The organism is Nocardioides sp. (assembly GCF_036274455.1).
Taxonomy (GTDB): Bacteria; Actinomycetota; Actinomycetes; order Propionibacteriales; family Nocardioidaceae; genus Nocardioides.
Genome location: NZ_DASUFR010000035.1, coordinates 1 through 16,936 on the forward strand (window position 1 = coordinate 1; position 16,936 = coordinate 16,936).

Annotated in this window: 25 protein-coding genes; 7 read left to right on the forward strand and 18 right to left on the reverse strand. The window is 70.9% G+C overall.

Annotated features, from left to right (window positions below):
- Positions 1 to 412: 412 nt before the first annotated feature.
- Entirely contained in the window at positions 413 to 922 is a 510-nt protein-coding gene (locus tag VFV89_RS03340; protein WP_329704482.1) for a class I SAM-dependent methyltransferase, read from the reverse strand.
- Between the two features lie 226 nt (positions 923 to 1,148).
- Complete coding sequence (locus tag VFV89_RS03345; protein WP_329704483.1) at positions 1,149 to 1,829, reverse strand: helix-turn-helix domain-containing protein; 681 nt, start codon at positions 1,827 to 1,829, stop codon at positions 1,149 to 1,151.
- A 140-nt stretch (positions 1,830 to 1,969) separates the two neighbouring features.
- Here VFV89_RS03345 and VFV89_RS03350 point away from each other — a divergent pair, with 140 nt between their 5' ends.
- Positions 1,970 to 2,833 carry an alpha/beta hydrolase gene (locus tag VFV89_RS03350; protein WP_329704506.1) on the forward strand — a complete coding sequence of 288 codons (864 nt, stop codon included), beginning with the start codon at positions 1,970 to 1,972 and terminating at the stop codon, positions 2,831 to 2,833.
- A gap of 127 nt (positions 2,834 to 2,960) precedes the next feature.
- On the opposite strand, the gene VFV89_RS03355 is transcribed toward VFV89_RS03350, so the two are convergent.
- Both VFV89_RS03355 and VFV89_RS03360 read right to left on the reverse strand, forming a co-directional pair.
- On the reverse strand, positions 2,961 to 3,614 hold the full coding sequence (locus VFV89_RS03355) for a response regulator transcription factor (protein ID WP_329704484.1): 654 nt from the start codon (positions 3,612 to 3,614) through the stop codon (positions 2,961 to 2,963).
- On the reverse strand, positions 3,611 to 4,912 hold the full coding sequence (locus VFV89_RS03360; RefSeq protein ID WP_329704485.1) for a sensor histidine kinase: 1,302 nt from the start codon (positions 4,910 to 4,912) through the stop codon (positions 3,611 to 3,613). The genes VFV89_RS03355 and VFV89_RS03360 overlap by 4 nt, the downstream gene beginning before the upstream one ends.
- Before the next feature lie 93 nt (positions 4,913 to 5,005).
- Here VFV89_RS03360 and VFV89_RS03365 point away from each other — a divergent pair, with 93 nt between their 5' ends.
- Positions 5,006 to 5,530: a hypothetical protein gene (locus VFV89_RS03365; protein ID WP_329704486.1), complete on the forward strand. Its 525-nt coding sequence runs from the start codon at positions 5,006 to 5,008 to the stop codon at positions 5,528 to 5,530.
- On the opposite strand, the gene VFV89_RS03370 is transcribed toward VFV89_RS03365, so the two are convergent.
- Positions 5,491 to 6,699: an RNA polymerase sigma factor gene (locus VFV89_RS03370; protein WP_329704487.1), complete on the reverse strand. Its 1,209-nt coding sequence runs from the start codon at positions 6,697 to 6,699 to the stop codon at positions 5,491 to 5,493. The genes VFV89_RS03365 and VFV89_RS03370 overlap by 40 nt on opposite strands.
- Positions 6,700 to 6,704: 5 nt before the next feature.
- Positions 6,705 to 7,127, reverse strand: a complete 423-nt coding sequence (locus VFV89_RS03375) for a YciI family protein (protein ID WP_329704488.1) — start codon at positions 7,125 to 7,127, stop codon at positions 6,705 to 6,707.
- A 198-nt stretch (positions 7,128 to 7,325) separates the two neighbouring features.
- On the opposite strand from VFV89_RS03375, the gene VFV89_RS03380 reads away from it, so the two are divergent.
- The 5 genes from VFV89_RS03380 (at position 7,326) to VFV89_RS03400 (ending at position 10,316) form a co-directional block, all read left to right on the forward strand.
- Entirely contained in the window at positions 7,326 to 7,844 is a 519-nt protein-coding gene (locus VFV89_RS03380) for a sigma-70 family RNA polymerase sigma factor (protein WP_329704489.1), read from the forward strand.
- Positions 7,845 to 7,852: 8 nt separating this feature from the next.
- On the forward strand, positions 7,853 to 8,461 hold the full coding sequence (locus tag VFV89_RS03385; protein ID WP_329704490.1) for a zf-HC2 domain-containing protein: 609 nt from the start codon (positions 7,853 to 7,855) through the stop codon (positions 8,459 to 8,461).
- Positions 8,462 to 8,517: 56 nt separating this feature from the next.
- On the forward strand, positions 8,518 to 9,084 hold the full coding sequence (locus VFV89_RS03390; RefSeq protein ID WP_329704491.1) for a hypothetical protein: 567 nt from the start codon (positions 8,518 to 8,520) through the stop codon (positions 9,082 to 9,084).
- Positions 9,085 to 9,147: 63 nt separating this feature from the next.
- On the forward strand, positions 9,148 to 9,786 hold the full coding sequence (locus VFV89_RS03395) for a hypothetical protein (RefSeq protein WP_329704492.1): 639 nt from the start codon (positions 9,148 to 9,150) through the stop codon (positions 9,784 to 9,786).
- A 284-nt stretch (positions 9,787 to 10,070) separates the two neighbouring features.
- A complete protein-coding gene (locus VFV89_RS03400; protein ID WP_329704493.1) occupies positions 10,071 to 10,316 on the forward strand; it encodes a hypothetical protein in 246 nt (81 codons plus the stop codon).
- Between the two features lie 33 nt (positions 10,317 to 10,349).
- Here VFV89_RS03400 and VFV89_RS03405 read toward each other — a convergent pair whose 3' ends face one another.
- The 12 genes from VFV89_RS03405 to VFV89_RS03460 form a co-directional block, all read right to left on the reverse strand.
- On the reverse strand, positions 10,350 to 10,646 hold the full coding sequence (locus VFV89_RS03405; protein WP_329704494.1) for a hypothetical protein: 297 nt from the start codon (positions 10,644 to 10,646) through the stop codon (positions 10,350 to 10,352).
- 146 nt (positions 10,647 to 10,792) lie between these two features.
- Positions 10,793 to 11,017: a hypothetical protein gene (locus VFV89_RS03410; RefSeq protein ID WP_329704495.1), complete on the reverse strand. Its 225-nt coding sequence runs from the start codon at positions 11,015 to 11,017 to the stop codon at positions 10,793 to 10,795.
- Between the two features lie 26 nt (positions 11,018 to 11,043).
- Positions 11,044 to 11,346 (reverse strand): gas vesicle protein K, encoded by a 303-nt coding sequence (locus tag VFV89_RS03415; RefSeq protein ID WP_329704496.1) that lies wholly within the window; start codon positions 11,344 to 11,346, stop codon positions 11,044 to 11,046.
- Positions 11,343 to 11,570: a gas vesicle protein gene (locus VFV89_RS03420; protein WP_329704497.1), complete on the reverse strand. Its 228-nt coding sequence runs from the start codon at positions 11,568 to 11,570 to the stop codon at positions 11,343 to 11,345. Before VFV89_RS03420 ends, VFV89_RS03415 begins: the two co-directional genes overlap by 4 nt.
- Positions 11,567 to 12,322: a GvpL/GvpF family gas vesicle protein gene (locus tag VFV89_RS03425; RefSeq protein ID WP_329704498.1), complete on the reverse strand. Its 756-nt coding sequence runs from the start codon at positions 12,320 to 12,322 to the stop codon at positions 11,567 to 11,569. Before VFV89_RS03425 ends, VFV89_RS03420 begins: the two co-directional genes overlap by 4 nt.
- Positions 12,319 to 12,666, reverse strand: a complete 348-nt coding sequence (locus tag VFV89_RS03430) for a gas vesicle protein (RefSeq protein WP_329704499.1) — start codon at positions 12,664 to 12,666, stop codon at positions 12,319 to 12,321. Before VFV89_RS03430 ends, VFV89_RS03425 begins: the two co-directional genes overlap by 4 nt.
- Entirely contained in the window at positions 12,659 to 12,976 is a 318-nt protein-coding gene (locus tag VFV89_RS03435; RefSeq protein WP_329704500.1) for a gas vesicle protein, read from the reverse strand. Before VFV89_RS03435 ends, VFV89_RS03430 begins: the two co-directional genes overlap by 8 nt.
- Positions 12,973 to 13,236 carry a gas vesicle protein GvpG gene (locus tag VFV89_RS03440; RefSeq protein WP_329704501.1) on the reverse strand — a complete coding sequence of 88 codons (264 nt, stop codon included), beginning with the start codon at positions 13,234 to 13,236 and terminating at the stop codon, positions 12,973 to 12,975. The genes VFV89_RS03435 and VFV89_RS03440 overlap by 4 nt, the downstream gene beginning before the upstream one ends.
- A complete protein-coding gene (locus tag VFV89_RS03445; protein ID WP_329704502.1) occupies positions 13,227 to 13,985 on the reverse strand; it encodes a GvpL/GvpF family gas vesicle protein in 759 nt (252 codons plus the stop codon). The genes VFV89_RS03440 and VFV89_RS03445 overlap by 10 nt, the downstream gene beginning before the upstream one ends.
- Complete coding sequence (gene gvpJ / locus VFV89_RS03450; RefSeq protein WP_329704503.1) at positions 13,978 to 14,418, reverse strand: gas vesicle protein GvpJ; 441 nt, start codon at positions 14,416 to 14,418, stop codon at positions 13,978 to 13,980. The genes VFV89_RS03445 and gvpJ overlap by 8 nt, the downstream gene beginning before the upstream one ends.
- A 30-nt stretch (positions 14,419 to 14,448) precedes the next feature.
- Positions 14,449 to 15,609: an SRPBCC family protein gene (locus VFV89_RS03455; protein WP_329704504.1), complete on the reverse strand. Its 1,161-nt coding sequence runs from the start codon at positions 15,607 to 15,609 to the stop codon at positions 14,449 to 14,451.
- A 5-nt stretch (positions 15,610 to 15,614) separates the two neighbouring features.
- The gene (locus VFV89_RS03460; RefSeq protein ID WP_329704505.1) at positions 15,615 to 16,646 is read right to left on the reverse strand and encodes a histone H1-like repetitive region-containing protein; all 1,032 of its coding nucleotides are present in this window, start codon (positions 16,644 to 16,646) and stop codon (positions 15,615 to 15,617) included.
- Positions 16,647 to 16,936 lie beyond the last annotated feature (290 nt).

Here is a 16,936-nt window from a genome sequence, read left to right on the forward strand (position 1 = left end):
AGGAGTGGGCGCGCTGGTTCCCCTCCGATCCGCCCACGCGGTACGGAGTGAAGCTCGGCGTGGACGTCCCGGACTTCTCGTGTCGATCCGAATGACCGCGTACACCGACTTATCGAGCCGGCCACCTGGGTCAGGTGGTCCACGGTCACTACCTGCGATGTGACCCTCGAAGGAGAGAGCCACCGGGGACCCTTGCAGCCTCTGACTCCCTTGTCGCGGCAGATCCGCGCAGAGCTCCAGAACGTCATACGTCGCGCCGCTTATGAGTGACTCCGTCCGTATGACGTCCTGGGGCAAACGCCCGACTTTCGGCTGATCCGGATGTCCGACAGGCGGCGATGTGACGCGGGTCGGGGGCGAGTGGACCTCGACCTTGAAGAAGCGGGCGATCGGATCCGGCTCTATGGGTGCCTCAGGTTGCCGGCTTCTGCAGCCTCACCCGTTCGAAATACCCACCCCACAACCGCTGACGCTCCGCCAACGCGAAACCGACTCGCCGGCCCAACGTCGCCGGTCGTCCGTGCCGCCACCTCGGCTCGAGATGATCGAGCAGGAGTAGCGAACCGCCGGGCCGGATCACGCGGTAGGTCTCGGCCAGCGTGTCTGCGCGGTCCTCCACATCGCAGATCATCAAGGTGCAAACCACGGTGTCAAACGTGTCAGAGCGGAACGGGAGCCGGTAAGCGTCCGCGAGAGCGACCTGGACCGCTCGGTCCAGTGAGCGAGCGCGATCCCCCGAGACCTCGAGCCGCTGCGGGTCGGGGTCCACGGCGACCAGCCGGATGTCGCGCGGATACCAACGAAGGTTGAGTCCGGTGCCGAAACCCATCTCCAAGGTGCGTCCGGTTGCCTGTTGACAGACCCATTCCCGGCTGTTGCGGAGGGTCCATCGCTCGCAGAAATAGCCTGACTTGCGGTCCATGCGGCGACGGACGCGGTCGGATTCTGATGGGCGCGGCACCTGAAGCTCCTGCAGGTGAGCATATGCCCGGCGCTAGCGGCCTCCTCGTCGCCACTGCGGCTGCCCGGACGGGATACCACATCCGAGGTTTCAGGGCGAACGCGCCAGCTGGCACATCGGTCCGGCGGGCGGCTGACACGGCGGGAGGAAGCGCCACGAGGGGTGAGCGTGCGGAAAGATCTCTGAGTCAGTCGGCCGCTGACGCCATCGAGGCGGTGATTGGGGCGAACCATTCGGTCATTCGGCGGCACAGACCGATCTCGCCGGTAGCGGTCAGCGACCCGTCGGCGCACGCGTCTGACCACCGTTGCCGGCCGCGTGCCAACGCCAGCAGCGTCGGAAGCGCGCACTGCACGTACACATAGCGGCCGGTGTCGAGTAGCGGGTCGACCAGACACCCGTACGGGTCGAGGTTCTCCTGCAGCACCAGCCAGTAGTGCCGATCGTGCTCGTAGGGCCAGAACTCCAGGACCACCGGTTCGGTCGGTAGGTGCTTCTTGGACACGCGCTGGGCCAACCACCCGAGTACGACGTCGGGATCGCGCTCCATCATGGCCGGGTCGTCGGGGAGCCACGTCTCGGCCCAGCCGCGCAGGGCGTAGAGCACTGGCATGAGGCCGGTACCTACCGTCGTCAGGCGATAGCCGATGGACTCGTCCCGCGAGACCAGTCCCAGCGTCTCCAGTCGTCGGAGCCGTTCGATGAGCACCGACCGCGAGATCCTGCCGGGCAGCGAACGCGTCAGCTCGTTGAAGCCCAGCGGTCCGAATACGCCGAGCTGGCGCACGATGAGCAGGCTCCACCGGTCGCCGAGGTGTTCGATGGCCTTGGTGAAAGAGCAGTAGCCCGGGACCTCCCGCGCGCTCACGATCCGAGTCTCCCACCGGCGGTTCGAATGCAGAACTATGCGACCCCGTCCGCCGGACGGATCGTGAGTCAATGGCCGCTCTCCCGAATGCCACGCCGGCGCCACGGCACACCCGCGCGATCGAAGAGTCGTACCGCCGGATGTTGGGCGCCGTCGACGCGCACGCACAGTTCATCGCCCGCCCGTCAGGTCGTCTCGTCCATGTCGTGGCGGCCGGTGAGGGACCACCCGTCGTCCACCTACATGGCACCAACACCTCGTCCCTCTCCCACCTGATGCTTCTGGGTCGGACTCGCAGCACCCGCTCCTACCTCGTCGACCGACCCGGCCGCGGTCTCAGCGATCCAGACTCCTTCAGGTGGGAAGAGTTCCGCGAGTTCTCCGTCGGCTTCGTCGGCGACGTGCTGGACGCCCTTGAGCTCGATGCCGCGTACCTCGTCGGTGCGTCGGGCGGTGGCATCTGGGCCACCTGGTACGCCCTGGCCCACCCAGAGCGGGTCCGTGGCCTCGTCATGCTGGGCTCGGTCCCCACCCTGCCGGGCGGTCGCGTGCCGCTCCCGCTGAGGCTCGTTGCTACGCCGGGAGTCGGTGACCTCATGACTCGGGCAGTGAAGCCCGGACGTCGGATGCTGCTCAAGATGATGGCTTCAGTGGGCGAGGCGGAGACCATCGTGCAGCACCCTGACCTGCTCGACAGCCTGGTTGCCGGCGCCAGGGACCCGATCGCTGCCGAAGCCAACGTGGCTGAGCTGCGTGCGTTGATCACCGCCAACGGCTTCCGAACCGGCATGCGGCTCAGCAGCGAAGATCTTCGCGGCCTGGCCGTGCCCACACTGCTGATCTGGGGCGATCGCGATCCCGTCGTACCCCTTGTGCGCGCCCGCACCGTCGCGGCCGAGATCCCGAACGCGCGCCTCGAGGTACTACCCGCCGGGCACGTCCCCCAGCTGGGGCACCCGGATCGTGTGGCGGCACTGATAGAGGACTTCGTCCTTGCAACGTGAAGAGCAGGGCTCTGGCGAGGGAGACGGGTTGCGTCCTAGTGGGCGGAGTGACGCGGGTCGGCATCAGGATCCGGAGCTCGGCTACCTGTGAGTGCAGCCGGAGAGGGACACACCCAGTCAGCCTGGATCAGCGCTGCGGGCGCACGAGCCCGGCCTCGTAGGCGAGCACGACGACCTGCACCCGGTCGCGCAGCCCGAGCTTGTCCAGCACGCGGCCGACGTGGGTCTTCACCGTCGCCTCGGACAGGAAAAGGCGGGCCGCGATCTCGGCGTTGGACGCGCCCGTGGCGACCTCGACCATGACCTCGCGCTCCCGGTCGGTGAGGCGACGCACCGCCGGGGGCACGACGCGCGGACCGGGGAGGTCGACCTGGTCCAGCAGTCGGCGGGTGAGGCCGGGCGCGATCACGGCATCGCCGCGGTGCACGCTGCGGATCGCGGCGACCACCTCCTCGCCCCTGGCGCTCTTGAGCAGGAACCCGTTGGCACCCGCCCGCAAGGCGGCGAACGCGTGCTCGTCGACGTCGAACGTGGTGAGCATCAGCACCCTCGGTGGCGCCGGGTAGGAGAGGATCCGCTCGGTGGCGCCGATGCCGTCCAGCACCGGCATCCGGACGTCCATGAGGACGACGTCGGGTGAGGTACGGCGTACGCCGTCGACGGCGGCGGCACCGTCGCCGGCCTCTCCGACGACGACCAGGTCGTCCTGGGCGGAGACGATCATCGCCAGCCCGTCGCGAACGAGGGCCTGGTCGTCGGCGAGGAAGACCCGGATGGTCACGAGGGGCCTCCTCCGGCCGGGGCGACGGTCGGGACCCGAGCGAGCACCGCGAACCTGCGGGCCGTGGCCGCCACCTGCAGCGAGCCGCCCAGCGCGGACAGGCGCTCCTCCATGCCGCGCAGCCCCAGTCCCGCCCCGGCGCCGCAGCCGTCCGATCCGTCGAGACGATTCTCGACGCTGACCTCGAGCCACCCGTCCCGCCAGGTCAGCACCACCTCGGTCGGCACCCGCGATCCCGCGTGCTTGAGCACGTTGGTGAGCGCCTCCTGCGTGACGCGGTAGGCGGCGAGCTCGGCGGTGCCACTCAGTCGGCCGGGAGCGCCGTGCTCCTCGTACCGCACCGGGAGCCCCGATCGCCGGACCTGGTCGACGAGGTCCGGGAGCTCGGCCAGCCCGGGCTGCGGCCGCTCGGGACCCCCGCTCGCCTCCGCCGGCGCGTCCAGGACCTGGAGCACTCCGGCCATGTCCTGCATCGCCTCGCGGCCGGTCCGCGCGACCGTGTCCAGGACGCGGACGCTCGCGGCGGGATCCTTGGCCGCCATCAGGCGGCCGCCCTCGGCCTGGGTCACCAGGACCGACAGCGAGTGTGCGACCACGTCGTGCATCTCCCGGGCGATCCGGCGGCGTTCCTCGGCCACCGCGCGTCCGGCCTCGGCCGCCCGCTCGGCGTCGTCGCGCCGGGCCCGTTCCTCCAGCTCGGCGACGTAGAGCAGCCGCAGCCGCCGGTAGCGGCCGGCCCACCAGGGCAGCAGCACCATCGCGGCCACGCCCAGCACGAGGAAGAGCCACCAGCTGCGCACCGGGTCGTCGCTGGTGGCCACGCCCGGCTGTGCGACGGTGAGGTAGTCCGCACCCCACAGCCGGGCGGCGACCACCACTCCACCGGCCGACGACACCACCAGTGCAAGCAGCGAGACCCGACGCGAGCACCAGGCCGCGACGGTGTAGAGCGCCACCGGGAAGACCAGCACGCTGGGCACGAAGACCGCCGAGAAGGGACCGGACTGCCCCGGTCCCGGGTCGATCGGCGGCAGGAGGGCCAGGCCCAGGACGAAGGCACCGGCGATCCCGAACGTCGCACGTGGGGCCGTGCGGCGCACGGCGAGGGCAGCGTGCGCCACGACCACGCCGGCCACGGCGGCCACCTGCAGCGCCGGCCGCCACGAGCTGCCCCAGATCGTGCGGGCCGTGACCGGCAGCAGCAGGGCCGCCACGACAGACGCGTAGCCCGCATCGGCCCACCGAGGGTGCCGATGGAGCCAGCCGCCGGCCGCGGACCACCCGAGAACCGTGTCCACCACGACATCCTAGGTTTGCGGTCAGCCTCGAGGATGACGGCGTCATACCCCAGCGCGATGTCCGGGACGGCGCTCGCGAGCGAGCGTCGAGGCATGAGCATCCCGTCGTACGACAATCCGGAGCGCCTGGCCGTGGTCGCGGCCCACCTGATCCCGCTCGTCCTGCTGCCGTCGGGCCTGTGGCGGATCATGCTCGGCTGCGGCGTCTCGATGGGGTTCAGCCGCGCGACGCTGGACGCGCAGGGGTTCCCGGGCCGCGGGACGGTGATGGTCGTCCTCCTCACCCTGCTCACCGAGGCGCTGGCGCTGCTCTCGCTGGGGCTGGTGCGCCCGTGGGGCGAGGTCGTGCCCGCCTGGGTCCCGTGGCTGGGTGGTCGCCGCGTCCCACCCGCCCCGGTCGTCGTCGCGGCCACCGCCGGCGGGCTCGTGCTCACCGCGATCTGGGCGTTCGCCCTGCACGGGGTGTTCACCGGACGGCTCCAGGAGGTCCACGGCCGCGGCTGGCACGCCCTGGTCGTGGCCTGCTACACGCCGGCCATCCTGTGGGGCCCCTTGCTGCTGCTCGTCACGTACGCCTACTACCGGCGGCGGGCTCCGGCTCGCGCCCGCGCCGCCTGACGGACCAGGTGGTCGAGCTCGGCGACGTTGGAGGTCAGCCGGGCCGCCTCGGCGTACGACTCCGCCGCTGCCAGCAGGTCCCCGCCGAGCTCGTGGAGGTAGCCGCGCGCGGCGTGCCACTTGTACTGGCCCCCGATCACCTCGCGCAGGCGGTCGGTCTCGCGAAGCCCGGCGTCCGCGCCGAGGGCGTGGCCGACCGAGACCGCGCGGGCCAGCACGGCCGCGGGGTCCTGGCGGACGGGGTCCGCGGTCAGCGCGACGAGGTCGTCGTACCACGCGAGGATCTGGGGCCAGTCGGTCTCCGCGGCGCTCGCCGCGTCGTCGTGCAGGGCGGCGATCGCGGCCTGGATCTGGTAGCGGCCGGGCCGGCGTTCGTCGGTCTGGGCGGCGAGCGCCGACTGGAGGACCCGCACGCCCTCGGCGATCTCGCGCGTGTCCCACAGGCTGCGGTCCTGCAGGTCGAGGGTGACGATCCGGCCGTCGGCGTCGAGCCGCGCCGGCAGCCGGGCGTGGTTGAGGAGCATCAGCGCGAGCAGCCCGCGCGCCTCCGGCTCGTCGGTGGCGAGGTTGAGCTGGCGGGTGAGCCGGATCGCCTCGCCGGCCAGGTCGACCCGCCCCACGTGGCCGGCGGTGTAGACGAGGTAGAGCACCCGCAGCACCACGGCGAGGTCGCCGGGCTGGTCGAGCGGGCGCCCGCGCAGGGTGTGCTTGGCCCGGCTGATCCGCTGCGCCATGGTCGCCTCGGGGACGTAGAACGCATCCGCGATCTCCCGCGTGGTGAGACCGCCCACGGCTCGCAGCGTCAGCGCCACCTGCGAGGCCGGGGACAGATCGGGGTGGGCGCAGCAGAACAGAAGGAGGAGCGTGTCGTCGCCCTCCTCCGTGGCGACCGGGGCCGGCTCGGCCTGCGCCGTCTCCTCCCGGCGGCGCCGGGCCGCCTCGCTCCGGCGGGCGTCGACGAGCCGTCGGGTCGCCACGGTGGTCAGCCAGCCCCGCGGGTTGCGGGGCGGGCTGTCGGGCCAGACGCGGAGGGCCTCGACCAGCGCCTCCTGCAGGGCGTCCTCGGCGGCGTCGAAGTCCTCGCCCCGGCGCAGCAGCCCCGCGAGCACCTGCGGGACGAGAGCGCGGAGCGCGCCCTCGTCCAGCCGGCCCGGCGGCTCGTCGTCCACTCCGGTCAGTCCTCCGACGCAGCCTCGGACATGACCTCGCGGATGTCGATCCACTCATAGAGCGGCTTCCCCTCGGGGCCCGGCTCGGAGGAGACGTACGCCGCGAGCTCGACCGCACGCTCATAGGAGTCGACGTCGATCATCCACCAGCCCGCGACCAGGTCGCTGGTCTCGGGCAGCGGACCGTCGGTCGTGACCGGCGCGGCATCCGGGCCGCCGTAGCGCACCCAGGAGCGGCTCGGGGTGAGCGCCCGGGCCTCGACGTACTCGCCGTTCTTCTGCAGCAGGTCGGTGACGTGCTGCAGGAACGCCATGTGCGCCTCCACGTCCTCGGGGGCCCACTGGTCCATCGGGGGAACGTCGCGGACCGGCTCCGGGCCGCCGCGGTAGTGCTTGAGGAGCAGGTACTTCGGCATCGTGGTCTCCATCGTCGTGGGCTGCGTCGTTCGCGGCCCTTCACCTGGTGAGCGGAGCCGGACGGCGGTTCTCGACATCGCCTCGCCGGCCCCAAGGAGTTCTTTTCCGGATCCCGTGCGACGAGGCTCACTCACCACCCAACCGTGTGGCTGCCACGAATGCCACCGGGCGCATGAGCAAATCCGGGCCTCCCCACGTCTCTAGAAGGTATGAGCGAGTCTCGGGTGGGCTGGGGCCCCGAGCAGCCCCGTGCCCTCTACGACGAGCACGCCGCCGCGTTGACGGCGTACGTCCAGCGGATGCTGCACGGTGACCGCCACCTGGCCGAGGACATCGTCCAGGAGACCATGCTCCGCGCGTGGCGACGGGCGGGCACGGTGCCGGACCGGGCCAGGCGGAGATGGCTGTTCACCACCGCCCGCCACCTGGTCATCGACAGCTACCGGGCGCGCAACGCCCGTCCGAAGGAGGTCCCGCCGGAGCAGGCAGAGCCGGCGGCGGACGACGACCTCGACCGGACGCTCGACACGATCCTCCTCACCGATGCCCTGCGCACGTTGAGCCACGAGCACCGTTCGGTGCTCCACGACGCCTACTTCCGGGGCATGACGGCGGCCCAGATCGCCGCGGCCCGCGGGCTGCCGCCCGGCACCGTCCGGTCGCGGCTCTATTACGGGCTCCGGGCACTGCGCCTGGCCCTGCAAGAGAGAGGGGTGACCGGCCTGTGAGGTGCACGATGGAGACCGACCTCGGCGCCTATGTCCTCGACGCGCTCGAGCCGGACGAGTCCGACCTCCTGGAGCGACACCTGGAGGGGTGCCCCGTCTGCCAGGCCGAGCTGAGCAGCCTGGCCGCCACGGTGTCGTGGCTGGCCCTGCTGGACCCCGCGGAGGTCGTGCAGCTGACGCAGGAGGACACAACCCCACCGCGACGTCGTCGCCGCGTCGTGACGGCGGTCGCCTCGGTGGCGCTCGCCGCCTCGGTCGCACTGGGCGCGGGCCTCGCGCTCGACCGGAGTCCCGCGCCACCGGCGGGCGCGGCCGTCGTACGCGCGGTGGACCCGGCGACACACGTCACCGCGGCCGTCGCGATGTCGACGCACGAGTCGGGCACCGGGCTGCGGCTCACGCTCACCGGCGCCTACCCGAACGGGTGGTGCTCGCTCGTCGCCCGGTCGCGTGACGGCCAGCGCGAGGTCGCGGCCACCTGGGTGGCCGACCCCGACGGCAAGGCGGTCGTCTCCGGCCAGACGGCGATCCCACGCGACCAGCTCAGCGAGCTCGAGGTCGTGACCGACCAGGGGCAGGTGCTCGTGCACCTGCCGGTCCCCGCTCACAACACCTGACCACCCGACACCTGACCACCCACAGCCGCCGTCCGACACGCCACACAGGAGGAACCATGCCCACCACCACCCCGCTGCGATCGCTGCTCCGACGCGGCGCACTGCCCGCGGTCTCGATCGCCGTCCTCACGCTGGCCGGCTGCGGCACTGCGAGCGGAGGCTCGTCGTCCGGCTCCGGAGGCGACTCCGGCGCGCAGGCCACGACGGTGTCGCTCAGCGACGCTGACGGCGGCAAGGTGCTGACCAACTCGGACGGGCAGACGCTCTACATGAGCGACCAGGAGAAGCAGCAGGTGCTGTGCAAGAGCAGCAGCTGCACGGACATCTGGTTGCCGCTCACGGTCTCGGCCGGACAGACCCCGACGGCGCCCGCCTCGCTGAAGGGTGACGTCAGCACCGTCGAACGTCCCGACGGCTCCACCCAGGTGGCCTTCGACGGCCAGCCGCTCTACACGTTCTCCTTCGACCGCAGCGCCGGACAGGTCAACGGCGACGGCGAGGAGGACAGCTTCGACGGCGTCGACTTCACCTGGCACGCGGCCCGTCCGACGGGCGCGGCGCCGGCCGGATCGGCCAGCCCGACCACGTCACCGTCGTCCGGCAACGGCGGCTACGACTACTGACGCTCCGGGAGCGTCGGTCCCAGCGTCCCCGAGCAGAGGGTCCGGGAGCCCTACATTGCCACCATGGCCGACATCCTGTTCGGGCTCCTCGCGATCCTCGCCGGGGCCGCCATGCTCCTCGCAGGCCAGTTCGTGCTGCGGCTCATGCTGCCCATCTGGGGCTTCTTCGCCGGGTTCGCGTTCGGCGCCGGGCTCGTCGCCGACCTCGCGGACGAGCGCTTCCTCGGGACGGTGCTCGGCTGGGTCCTCGGACTGGCGTTCGCCCTGATCTTCGCGCTCTTCGCCTACCTCTACTTCTACGTCGCCGTCATCCTCGCGATGGCCGCATTCGGCTTCACCCTCGGCTCGGGGCTCGTGGTCGCGCTCGGGATCGACTGGAGCTGGGTGGCCGTGCTCGTCGGCCTCGCCGTCGGCGTGGTCATCGGCATCGCGTGCGTCGTGGCGAACATGCCGATGATCGTGCTGGTCGTCCTGAGCTCCATCGCGGGTGCCGTCGGTGTCGTCGGCGGGCTCATGCTCCTGGTCGGCTCGCTGAACTCCGCCGAGTTCACCCACGGCGACTTCACCGACACCGTCTCGGACAGCGTCGGCTGGTACCTCCTGCTCCTGGTGCTCGCCTGCGCCGGCGTCTTCATCCAGGCCCGGCAGCGGGCCATGATGCGCCGCAGCATCCACGAGGTCTGGTACGCCGAGGCGGTCTGACCCGGCTCAGCAGGACCATCCGGCCGCCGCGGGCGGCGAGTCGTTCTTCGTCCAGATGCAAGGCTCGCCGGGCGTTTGTTCTCGCCTCCGTCGGGAGCGTGCACCGGTCTGCGAGCAACGACTGCCACGCGCAGGCCTTCGGCGTGCTGGGGCAGTGACCGGCCCGCCGACTCATCGTGTCGCCTCCACGGTTCGACGGTGTCGCGGTGCGATGATCGGCGCAAGAAATCGCCCGTCAGGTGACCTTGCCACCGGACGTCGTCCTCACGAACCAGGAGCCGAAAATGGCGATCAGGATGCGTTCCTTCCACTTCGAGCGGCCGGTGGGTGAAGGCATGCCGCTGCTCTCGGTGGTGACGGCCCAGGGCGTGGAGTTCGGCAACGGGCGGGTGGTCGTGCAGTGGCTCGACGACGACAACCCGGCGCTGATGGCCTTCGACAACCTCCACGCGATGCGGGACTCGCTTGCCGACCACGTCATCTACTGGGACGAGGAGACGCGCTACCACGCCAGTCACGACGCGTCGTGACTGGCGTGACCTGAACGGCTCGGGCTGAACCGGTCAGGCCGACTTCTTGGCGGTGCTGGTCGCCTTCTTGGAGCTGCTGGTCGACTTCTTGGCGGCGCTGGTCGACTTCCTGCCGGCGCCGGTGGACTTCTTGGCGGCACTGGTCGACTTCTTCGTCGCCCCCTTGGCCGTCTTCGTGGCCGACGTGGACGCCTTGTCGCCGATCTCGCCGGCATCGGGCGGTAACCACACCGCCTTGGTGGCCTTGAGCTTCGCCACGAACGTCGCGCCGCGTGCGGCCCACTTCCCTCGGTCGGTGGCGCTGTCCCACCGGCTCTTGAGCTCGAGCATCCTTTCCCTCCCACAGGTGGCCCTCGGCGCTTGTCTTCCCCGTCCGAGATCGGTTCTCGGGCGGCCGAGGTGCGTGTCTCTCCCACCCATCCCGTGCCCAAACCGCGCCAGCCGTACACGACAACCGGCGAGCGAGGGTCACCAAGTCAGGGGGCCACGAGCTCCGCCAGCCGCATCAGCATCGGCATGCTCGGGTAGGTCTCCGAGCGCAGCTTGTCCTGCAGCGCGAGGACGTAGGCCGGCATCTCGTCCGGCGTCAGCAGCTTCTCGATCAGGTCCAGCATCGTCGTGGACGGGTAGCGGTCCTCCTGCACCTTCTGCATCAGGGTCGCGACGAGCTCGGCGCGGGCGATGTCATTGGCTTCGGTCATGTCGATCCTCCTGGGTCTGGTCGATATCACGGGTTGTCGGACAGCAGGGTTCCCAGCGGTCCGAGGTCGAGGTTGAGGTCGGCGGTGGTCAGCCCGTAGCGGGACTTGAGCTCCTCCATCGCCTCCTCCAGCCGCTGCAGCCCCAGGCCGAGGGCCTCGACCTGGTCGTCGCTGAGGTCGCCCTGGTCCACGCGGCGCAGGGCCTGCGCCTCCATCAGCTGGCGGACCAGCTCGATGATCGAGAGCACCAGCTTGAACAGGTCACGGGCCACCGAGTCGGGGTCGCTGTCGATGCGCTGGCGGAGCCGTCCGCGGGCGTCGTCGGTCACGGCGCGCCCCATCCCTGCCGCCTCATGTCGGCGCGCACACTCGTGATCAGGGCGTTGAGCCGGATGTCGACGAGGTCGACGCCGGCCAGCGAGATCGTCACATCACCCGCCAGCACCACGCCCGTCCCGAGCAGTCGGTCCAAGATGTCGACGAGCGACACCTGGGCCGCGCCGGTGGCCGGCAGCCCGGTGGAGGAGGTCGCCCGCAGGTCGAGGTCGCTCATCCCAGCACCGCGAACGAGTACGCCGGCCAGGGGCCCTCGACCTCAACCGTCACCGACGGGTGCTGCTCGGCCGCGGCCCGCAGTGCGGTCGTGAACACCTCGTGCTCGCCGGCCTCGACGAGGTAGGCGGCATTGAGGATCATCGTCTCGGTCCGCCCGGTCAGCCGCGGGTCCTGCGGGGCCAGCTGCCTGGATGCCACCGCGTGGGCGTGGCCGACGTCGTGGACCTCGCGCGCCGCGCGTACTGCCTCGTCGCTGAGGTCACGACGACGCTCGGCCGCCTCGCGCTTGCGCCGCAGGTAGTCGGTCCCCGAGGTCGGCGTGGCGGCGGGCTCCGCCTCGACCGCGGCACCCTGGGGCACCAGCACCTTGACGCTCCACTCCTGCCGTCCCTCGATCCGGTCGAGCACGTTTTCGAGCTCGGTCCGCAGTGAGTCCACCTTGGCGCGCACGCTGTCGTCGTCCGCGCACACCGTCACGAGCCGCAGCGGCGCACACGTGGCGGCCGCGGCCACCCGCCAGACCACGTCGTTGTGCGTGCGGGCGACACGCTCGACCCAGGTCAGGTCCTCGAGGTTCCTCGTGAGGGGCTCCTCGCCGAACTCGCCGAGGTCGACGTCGCAGACGACCGCGGACAGGCCGTCCCGCTCGACCACGTCGATCGGGGTCCCGTGGAAGCCCTGGGTGCCCGTCAGCTCCGCGACCCGGAGGTCCCGGGCCACGGCGAACAGGTAGCGGCCGGTCCCACTCACTGACCGTTCTCCGAGGGTGCCGAATCGAGCTCACGAAGCCTGGCGCGGAGCTGCTCGTTCTCGGCCGCCAGCTCCTTGTCGCGCGCCTCGCTGGACAGCATGGGGTCGGTCCGCCACCAGTCGATGCCGAGCTCGGCCGCCTTGTCCACCGACACCACGAGCAGCCGGATCTTCACGGTGAGCAGCTCGATGTCGAGCAGGTTCACCTGGATGTCGCCGGCGATCACGATGCCCTTGTCCAGGACCCGCTCGAGCACGTCGGCCAGGTTGGACGGTGCCGGGCCGTACGCCGGCCGGTCCGGTGCCCCGACGCCCCGGACGGGGGACACCGCGCGCTCAGTCATCGTCGCTGGCTCCGCGGGCGTAGCGGCGCAGCCGCCGATAGCCGATCAGCGCGCCACGCCGATCGGTGTTGACCTCGTAGGTCGCGAGGACGTCGGTGGTGGCCGGCACCCGCCGCAGCTCGAGCACCTCGACCTGGACCGCCCAGCCGTCGTCGGTCTTCTCGAGGCCGGTGACCCCCTCGGGTTCGCGCCCCAGCAGCTCGACGAGCTGCTCGGCGGCCTTGCTGGCCACCTTCACCGGGGAGAGCTGCGGCTGGGAGCTCGTCTTCGCAGCAGGCTTGCGCTTGCGGGTGGAGTTGTCGGTGTTCATGGCTGCTTCCCTCGTGCGTCCTCTCGTGCGCGGGCCTGGCCCTCGACGAGCCGTTCGACCAGCTCGTCCTCCCACGCGGTGGCCTCCTCCGGGGTCAGCTCACCATCGTCACGGCGCCGGGCCACCTCGGCCAGCTGCTCGCGGATCCGCACCGGGTCGAAGAACTCCTCCTCGGCCTGGCGCTGGATCTGCTCGGCCACCGCGACCACCCCGCGCAACGGCGCGAGTGGCAGCGTCACCAGCCCGGTGATCAGGCCCACGTCAAGTCCTCCACGAAGTCGTAGGGCGCCACCGGCCCGACCAGGCGCATCCGGATGCGCTCGTGCACCACCTCGGCAAGGTCCTCGAGTGCCTGCTCGAGAGCGGTCGTGGCGCTCCGCTCGACGAGCAGCGCGGCGTCGAGGACGTCGTACTCACCACCGGGGCGCTGGACGTGCTCGGACACGTGTGGCAGGACGACGTCGAGCAGCGACTCGGCGTCCTCCACCCGCTTGAGCGTCAGCCCCCGGGAGACCGCCTCACCCAGCCGGACCAGGTCGGGGTGCGGCAGGCCGGCGGGCAGCTCCCGCGTGCGCGACCGCAGCTCCGCGACGAGCGGGTCCTGCCGGACGAGCTCGGCCAGCACCTGGTCGGGCTCGTACGACGCGCGCAGGTTCAGCTGCACCTTGCCGCCGAGCCTGTTCAGCGCGCTCCGGAACCGGTCACCCTCGTCGTCCAGGAAGCCGGCTACCTCGGTGAGGTCGTTGTCCAGCGCCGAGCCGAACTGCGCGGGCACCACGTCGGTGACCGCCGCCAGGGCGTCGACCACCCGGGCGTGGGCCACCAGCTCGGCGGAGCGCCCCGGCGGACGGTCCAGCGACAGCTTGCTGACCACGGCCGAGAGCCCGCCGTGCTCGACCGCCTCGACCTCGACGTCGTCGAGACCGTGCAGCCCCGCGACGTCGGTGCCGGCGGGCACCACGCCGTAGAAGTACAGGCCGACGTCGGGCAGGACGGCCGCCTCAGCCACGCGAGCTCTCCCGCCTGCGCGAGGAGGAGCGCGAGGACGAGCGGCGGCGCGGACGCTCGTTCTCGTCCTCATCGTCGTCCTCGTCGTCTCCGCCGGTGATGGCCTTCTTGACCCCCTTGACCGCGCCGCCGACCTTCTTGGCCGCGCCGGTCTCCTGGAGGTCGCCGATCGCCTCGGTGAGGTCCTTCCCGCCCTTCTCGTAGAGGTCGAGCCGGTTGGTCGCCTCGGCGAAGCGCAGGTAGGTGTCCACGCTGGCGATCACGATGCGCGCGTCCACGGTCAGCAGCTCGATGCCGACCAGCGACACCCGGACGTAGGCGTCGATGACGATGCCCTTGTCGAGGATCGTCTCGACGACGTCGGCGAGGCCACTGGGGGCCGGCCGCTCGAGATAGCCTCCGCCGCTTCGGCGCGACGAGGTCTGTACGGTCATGGGCTCTTCCTTCCAGGTGGGCGGGACGGGTCAGCTGGCACGCCGTGTGTCTTCGTCCTCGTAGTCGTCCTCGTACTCGTCCTCTTCGTCCTCGGGCTCTTCCTCGTCGTACTCGTCCTCGGGCTCGTCCTCTGGCTCGTCCTCGGGCTCCTCATCGGACTCGTCGTACTCCTCGTCGGCCTCGTCCTCGGGCTCGTCCTCGTCGTACTCGTCCTCGGGCTCGTCGTCGTCCTCGGCCTCGTCCTCGCCGGACTCCTCGTCGTCCTCGAAGTCCTCAGCCTCGTCGGCGTCGTCCTCCTCGGTCGCCTCGTCATCGGCCTGGTCTTCGGCCTGGTCTTCGGCCTGGTCGTCGGCCTGGTCGTCGCGCTCCTGCTCCTCACGCTCGACGTGCTCCTCGTGCGTCTCCACGACCTCGCCGTCGTGGATGACACCGCGCCACCCCTCGACCTCGTCCGGATCGAGCACGGTCCGCGTCATCACGTGCCGCCGGAAGTGCTTGAGCTCGGCCTTGGCCCGGCGCCCCTGCGCCCGCCACAGGTTGCCGGTCTTCTCGAAGAACCCCTGCGGGTAGTACTCGAGCACGATCAGGATCCGGGTGAGGTTCGGCGCCAGCTCGTGGAAGGTCACCGCGCCGTCGACGTGCCCCTTCTCGCCCTTGGAGCGCCACACGATCCGCTCGTCCGGCACCTGCTCGAGGACCGTGGCCTCCCAGGTCCGGTGGCTCAGGAAGATCTGGGCCTTGAACGTGAGCTTCTCGTCCTCCTGCGCCTCGACGTTCTCGACCTTCTTCATGAAGCTCGGGAACGCGCCGAACTCGGTCCACTGGTTGTAGGCGACCGACAGCGGCACGCCGACGTCGATCGACTCGATGATGTTCGTCGAGGACGTGGCGTCCCCACCCTTGCCCTTGCCGCCACCGCCGCCGGTGACGGTGTCGACGACCTTGTCCTTGACGCCGGATGCGGCGCCCTTGAGACCGCCGAGCAGCCCGCTGCCGCCCTCGGCCTTGGCCTTGGCTCCCTCCGCCACTGCCTTCCCCGAGGGGCCGCTGGCGACATCGGTCAGCCGGTCGGTCAGGCCCCCGAGACTGTCGCTCACCTTCGAGAGCGCGCGGTCACCCACGGTGTGCGCGAGCTGCTGTCCCGCCTCCTTGAGGAGGTCGAGCTCGGATGACTTGCCTCGATCGTCCATCGTGGTCACCCCTTCCTGGCCGAGGTCTTCTTGGCCGCGGTCTTCTTGGCCGCGGTCTTCTTGGCGGCGGTCTTCTTGGCGGCGGTCTTCGTGGCCGGCGCCTTCTTCGCGGTGGTCTTCTTGGCCGGAGCCCTCTTGGCGGCGGTCTTCTTGGCCGGCGCCTTCTTGGCTGCGGTCTTCTTCGCCGTGGACTTCCGGGTCGAGGACGACCTGGTCGCCGGGCGCTTGCTGGCGCTGGCCGAGGTCGTCTTGGCCGCTGCCTTCTTTGCCGGCGCCTTCTTGGCGGTGGACTTCTCGGCCGCGGTCCTCTTGGCCGGGGCCTTCTTCGCCGCGGACTTCTTCGCCGCGGACCTGTTGGCCGGCGCGCTTCTCGAGGATGAGCGGCGACGTGACGAGCTCGACGTCGACGTCTTCCGCGTCGAGCCGCCGCGGCGCCGGGGCCGGCGCCGCGAGCTCGAGCGGGACTCCTCCTCGTCCTCGTCCTCGTCCTCGTCCTCGGCCTCGGCCTCGGCCTCGGCCTCGGCCTGGTCCTCGGTCTCGTCGTCCTCGTCGACCTGGTCGTCCGCCTCGTCGGCGTCGTCCGCCTGGTCGTCCGCCTCGTCGTCGTCGTCCGCCTCGTCGTACTCGTCCTCGTCGTCGTACTCGTCGTCGTACTCGTCCTCACTCTCGGGCTCGTCACCCTCGGGCTCGTCGTACTCGTCGTCGTAGTCGTCGTCGTACTCCTCGTCCTCGTCGCCCTGGTCGCTCCCTCGGGAGAGGAGCGCCTTGTTGGCGGACTGGAGCCGTGACGTGGCCGTCGAGATGGCCGCGCTGCGAGCGGCGTCGAAGAGCTCGCCGGTGACGCGCTGCTGGAGCTCGGCCAGCTGCGGGTTCTTCTCGGCGAGCTGGCCGGCCTGCTTGAGCAGACCGACGGGGTTGGTGGCCACCCGTTGACCGGCGAGCATGCTGCCGAGGGTGATGGCCAAGCGCATCTTCTTGGTGCGGCCCAGGAGGTAGCCTGCGGCCACCCCGAGCCCGATCCTGGCTGCTGCGGACATGCTGCTCCCTCTCAATGCCTGTGACCGTCGATCGACGGTTTCTCCCTAAGCACCCACGGTCGCCTCCAACGGCGACAGTCCCCGGACGAGCACCTTCCGTTCGGCGGGTACCCGTGGCGCCGGACCTTCATGCACAGGCGGCGCCGCCACCGCCGGCGCACCCGCATCGACGAACCCCGAGGCACGGACAACCCATCAATGGGTACCGACCTCGCAGAGAGGGAGGTGAACGAGATGCGGATCCTCCGTGGTCTCGTCGGGTCCTTGCTGTGGATCCTTGCCGGGGTCCT

What these genes read in the sequence shown, in the direction of transcription:
- VFV89_RS03430 (WP_329704499.1), bottom strand. Translation starts at nt 12,666, where the DNA reads ATGACTGAGCGCGCGGTGTCCCCCGTCCGGGGCGTCGGGGCACCGGAC.
- gvpJ (WP_329704503.1), bottom strand. Translation starts at nt 14,418, where the DNA reads ATGACCGTACAGACCTCGTCGCGCCGAAGCGGCGGAGGCTATCTCGAG.
- VFV89_RS03455 (WP_329704504.1), bottom strand. Translation starts at nt 15,609, where the DNA reads ATGGACGATCGAGGCAAGTCATCCGAGCTCGACCTCCTCAAGGAGGCG.
- VFV89_RS03400 (WP_329704493.1), top strand. Translation starts at nt 10,071, where the DNA reads ATGGCGATCAGGATGCGTTCCTTCCACTTCGAGCGGCCGGTGGGTGAA.
- VFV89_RS03380 (WP_329704489.1), top strand. Translation starts at nt 7,326, where the DNA reads ATGAGCGAGTCTCGGGTGGGCTGGGGCCCCGAGCAGCCCCGTGCCCTC.
- VFV89_RS03435 (WP_329704500.1), bottom strand. Translation starts at nt 12,976, where the DNA reads ATGAACACCGACAACTCCACCCGCAAGCGCAAGCCTGCTGCGAAGACG.
- VFV89_RS03350 (WP_329704506.1), top strand. Translation starts at nt 1,970, where the DNA reads ATGTTGGGCGCCGTCGACGCGCACGCACAGTTCATCGCCCGCCCGTCA.
- VFV89_RS03420 (WP_329704497.1), bottom strand. Translation starts at nt 11,570, where the DNA reads ATGAGCGACCTCGACCTGCGGGCGACCTCCTCCACCGGGCTGCCGGCC.
- VFV89_RS03365 (WP_329704486.1), top strand. Translation starts at nt 5,006, where the DNA reads ATGAGCATCCCGTCGTACGACAATCCGGAGCGCCTGGCCGTGGTCGCG.
- VFV89_RS03395 (WP_329704492.1), top strand. Translation starts at nt 9,148, where the DNA reads ATGGCCGACATCCTGTTCGGGCTCCTCGCGATCCTCGCCGGGGCCGCC.
- VFV89_RS03375 (WP_329704488.1), bottom strand. Translation starts at nt 7,127, where the DNA reads ATGGAGACCACGATGCCGAAGTACCTGCTCCTCAAGCACTACCGCGGC.
- VFV89_RS03460 (WP_329704505.1), bottom strand. Translation starts at nt 16,646, where the DNA reads ATGTCCGCAGCAGCCAGGATCGGGCTCGGGGTGGCCGCAGGCTACCTC.
- VFV89_RS03405 (WP_329704494.1), bottom strand. Translation starts at nt 10,646, where the DNA reads ATGCTCGAGCTCAAGAGCCGGTGGGACAGCGCCACCGACCGAGGGAAG.
- VFV89_RS03385 (WP_329704490.1), top strand. Translation starts at nt 7,853, where the DNA reads ATGGAGACCGACCTCGGCGCCTATGTCCTCGACGCGCTCGAGCCGGAC.
- VFV89_RS03340 (WP_329704482.1), bottom strand. Translation starts at nt 922, where the DNA reads ATGGACCGCAAGTCAGGCTATTTCTGCGAGCGATGGACCCTCCGCAAC.
- VFV89_RS03410 (WP_329704495.1), bottom strand. Translation starts at nt 11,017, where the DNA reads ATGACCGAAGCCAATGACATCGCCCGCGCCGAGCTCGTCGCGACCCTG.
- VFV89_RS03390 (WP_329704491.1), top strand. Translation starts at nt 8,518, where the DNA reads ATGCCCACCACCACCCCGCTGCGATCGCTGCTCCGACGCGGCGCACTG.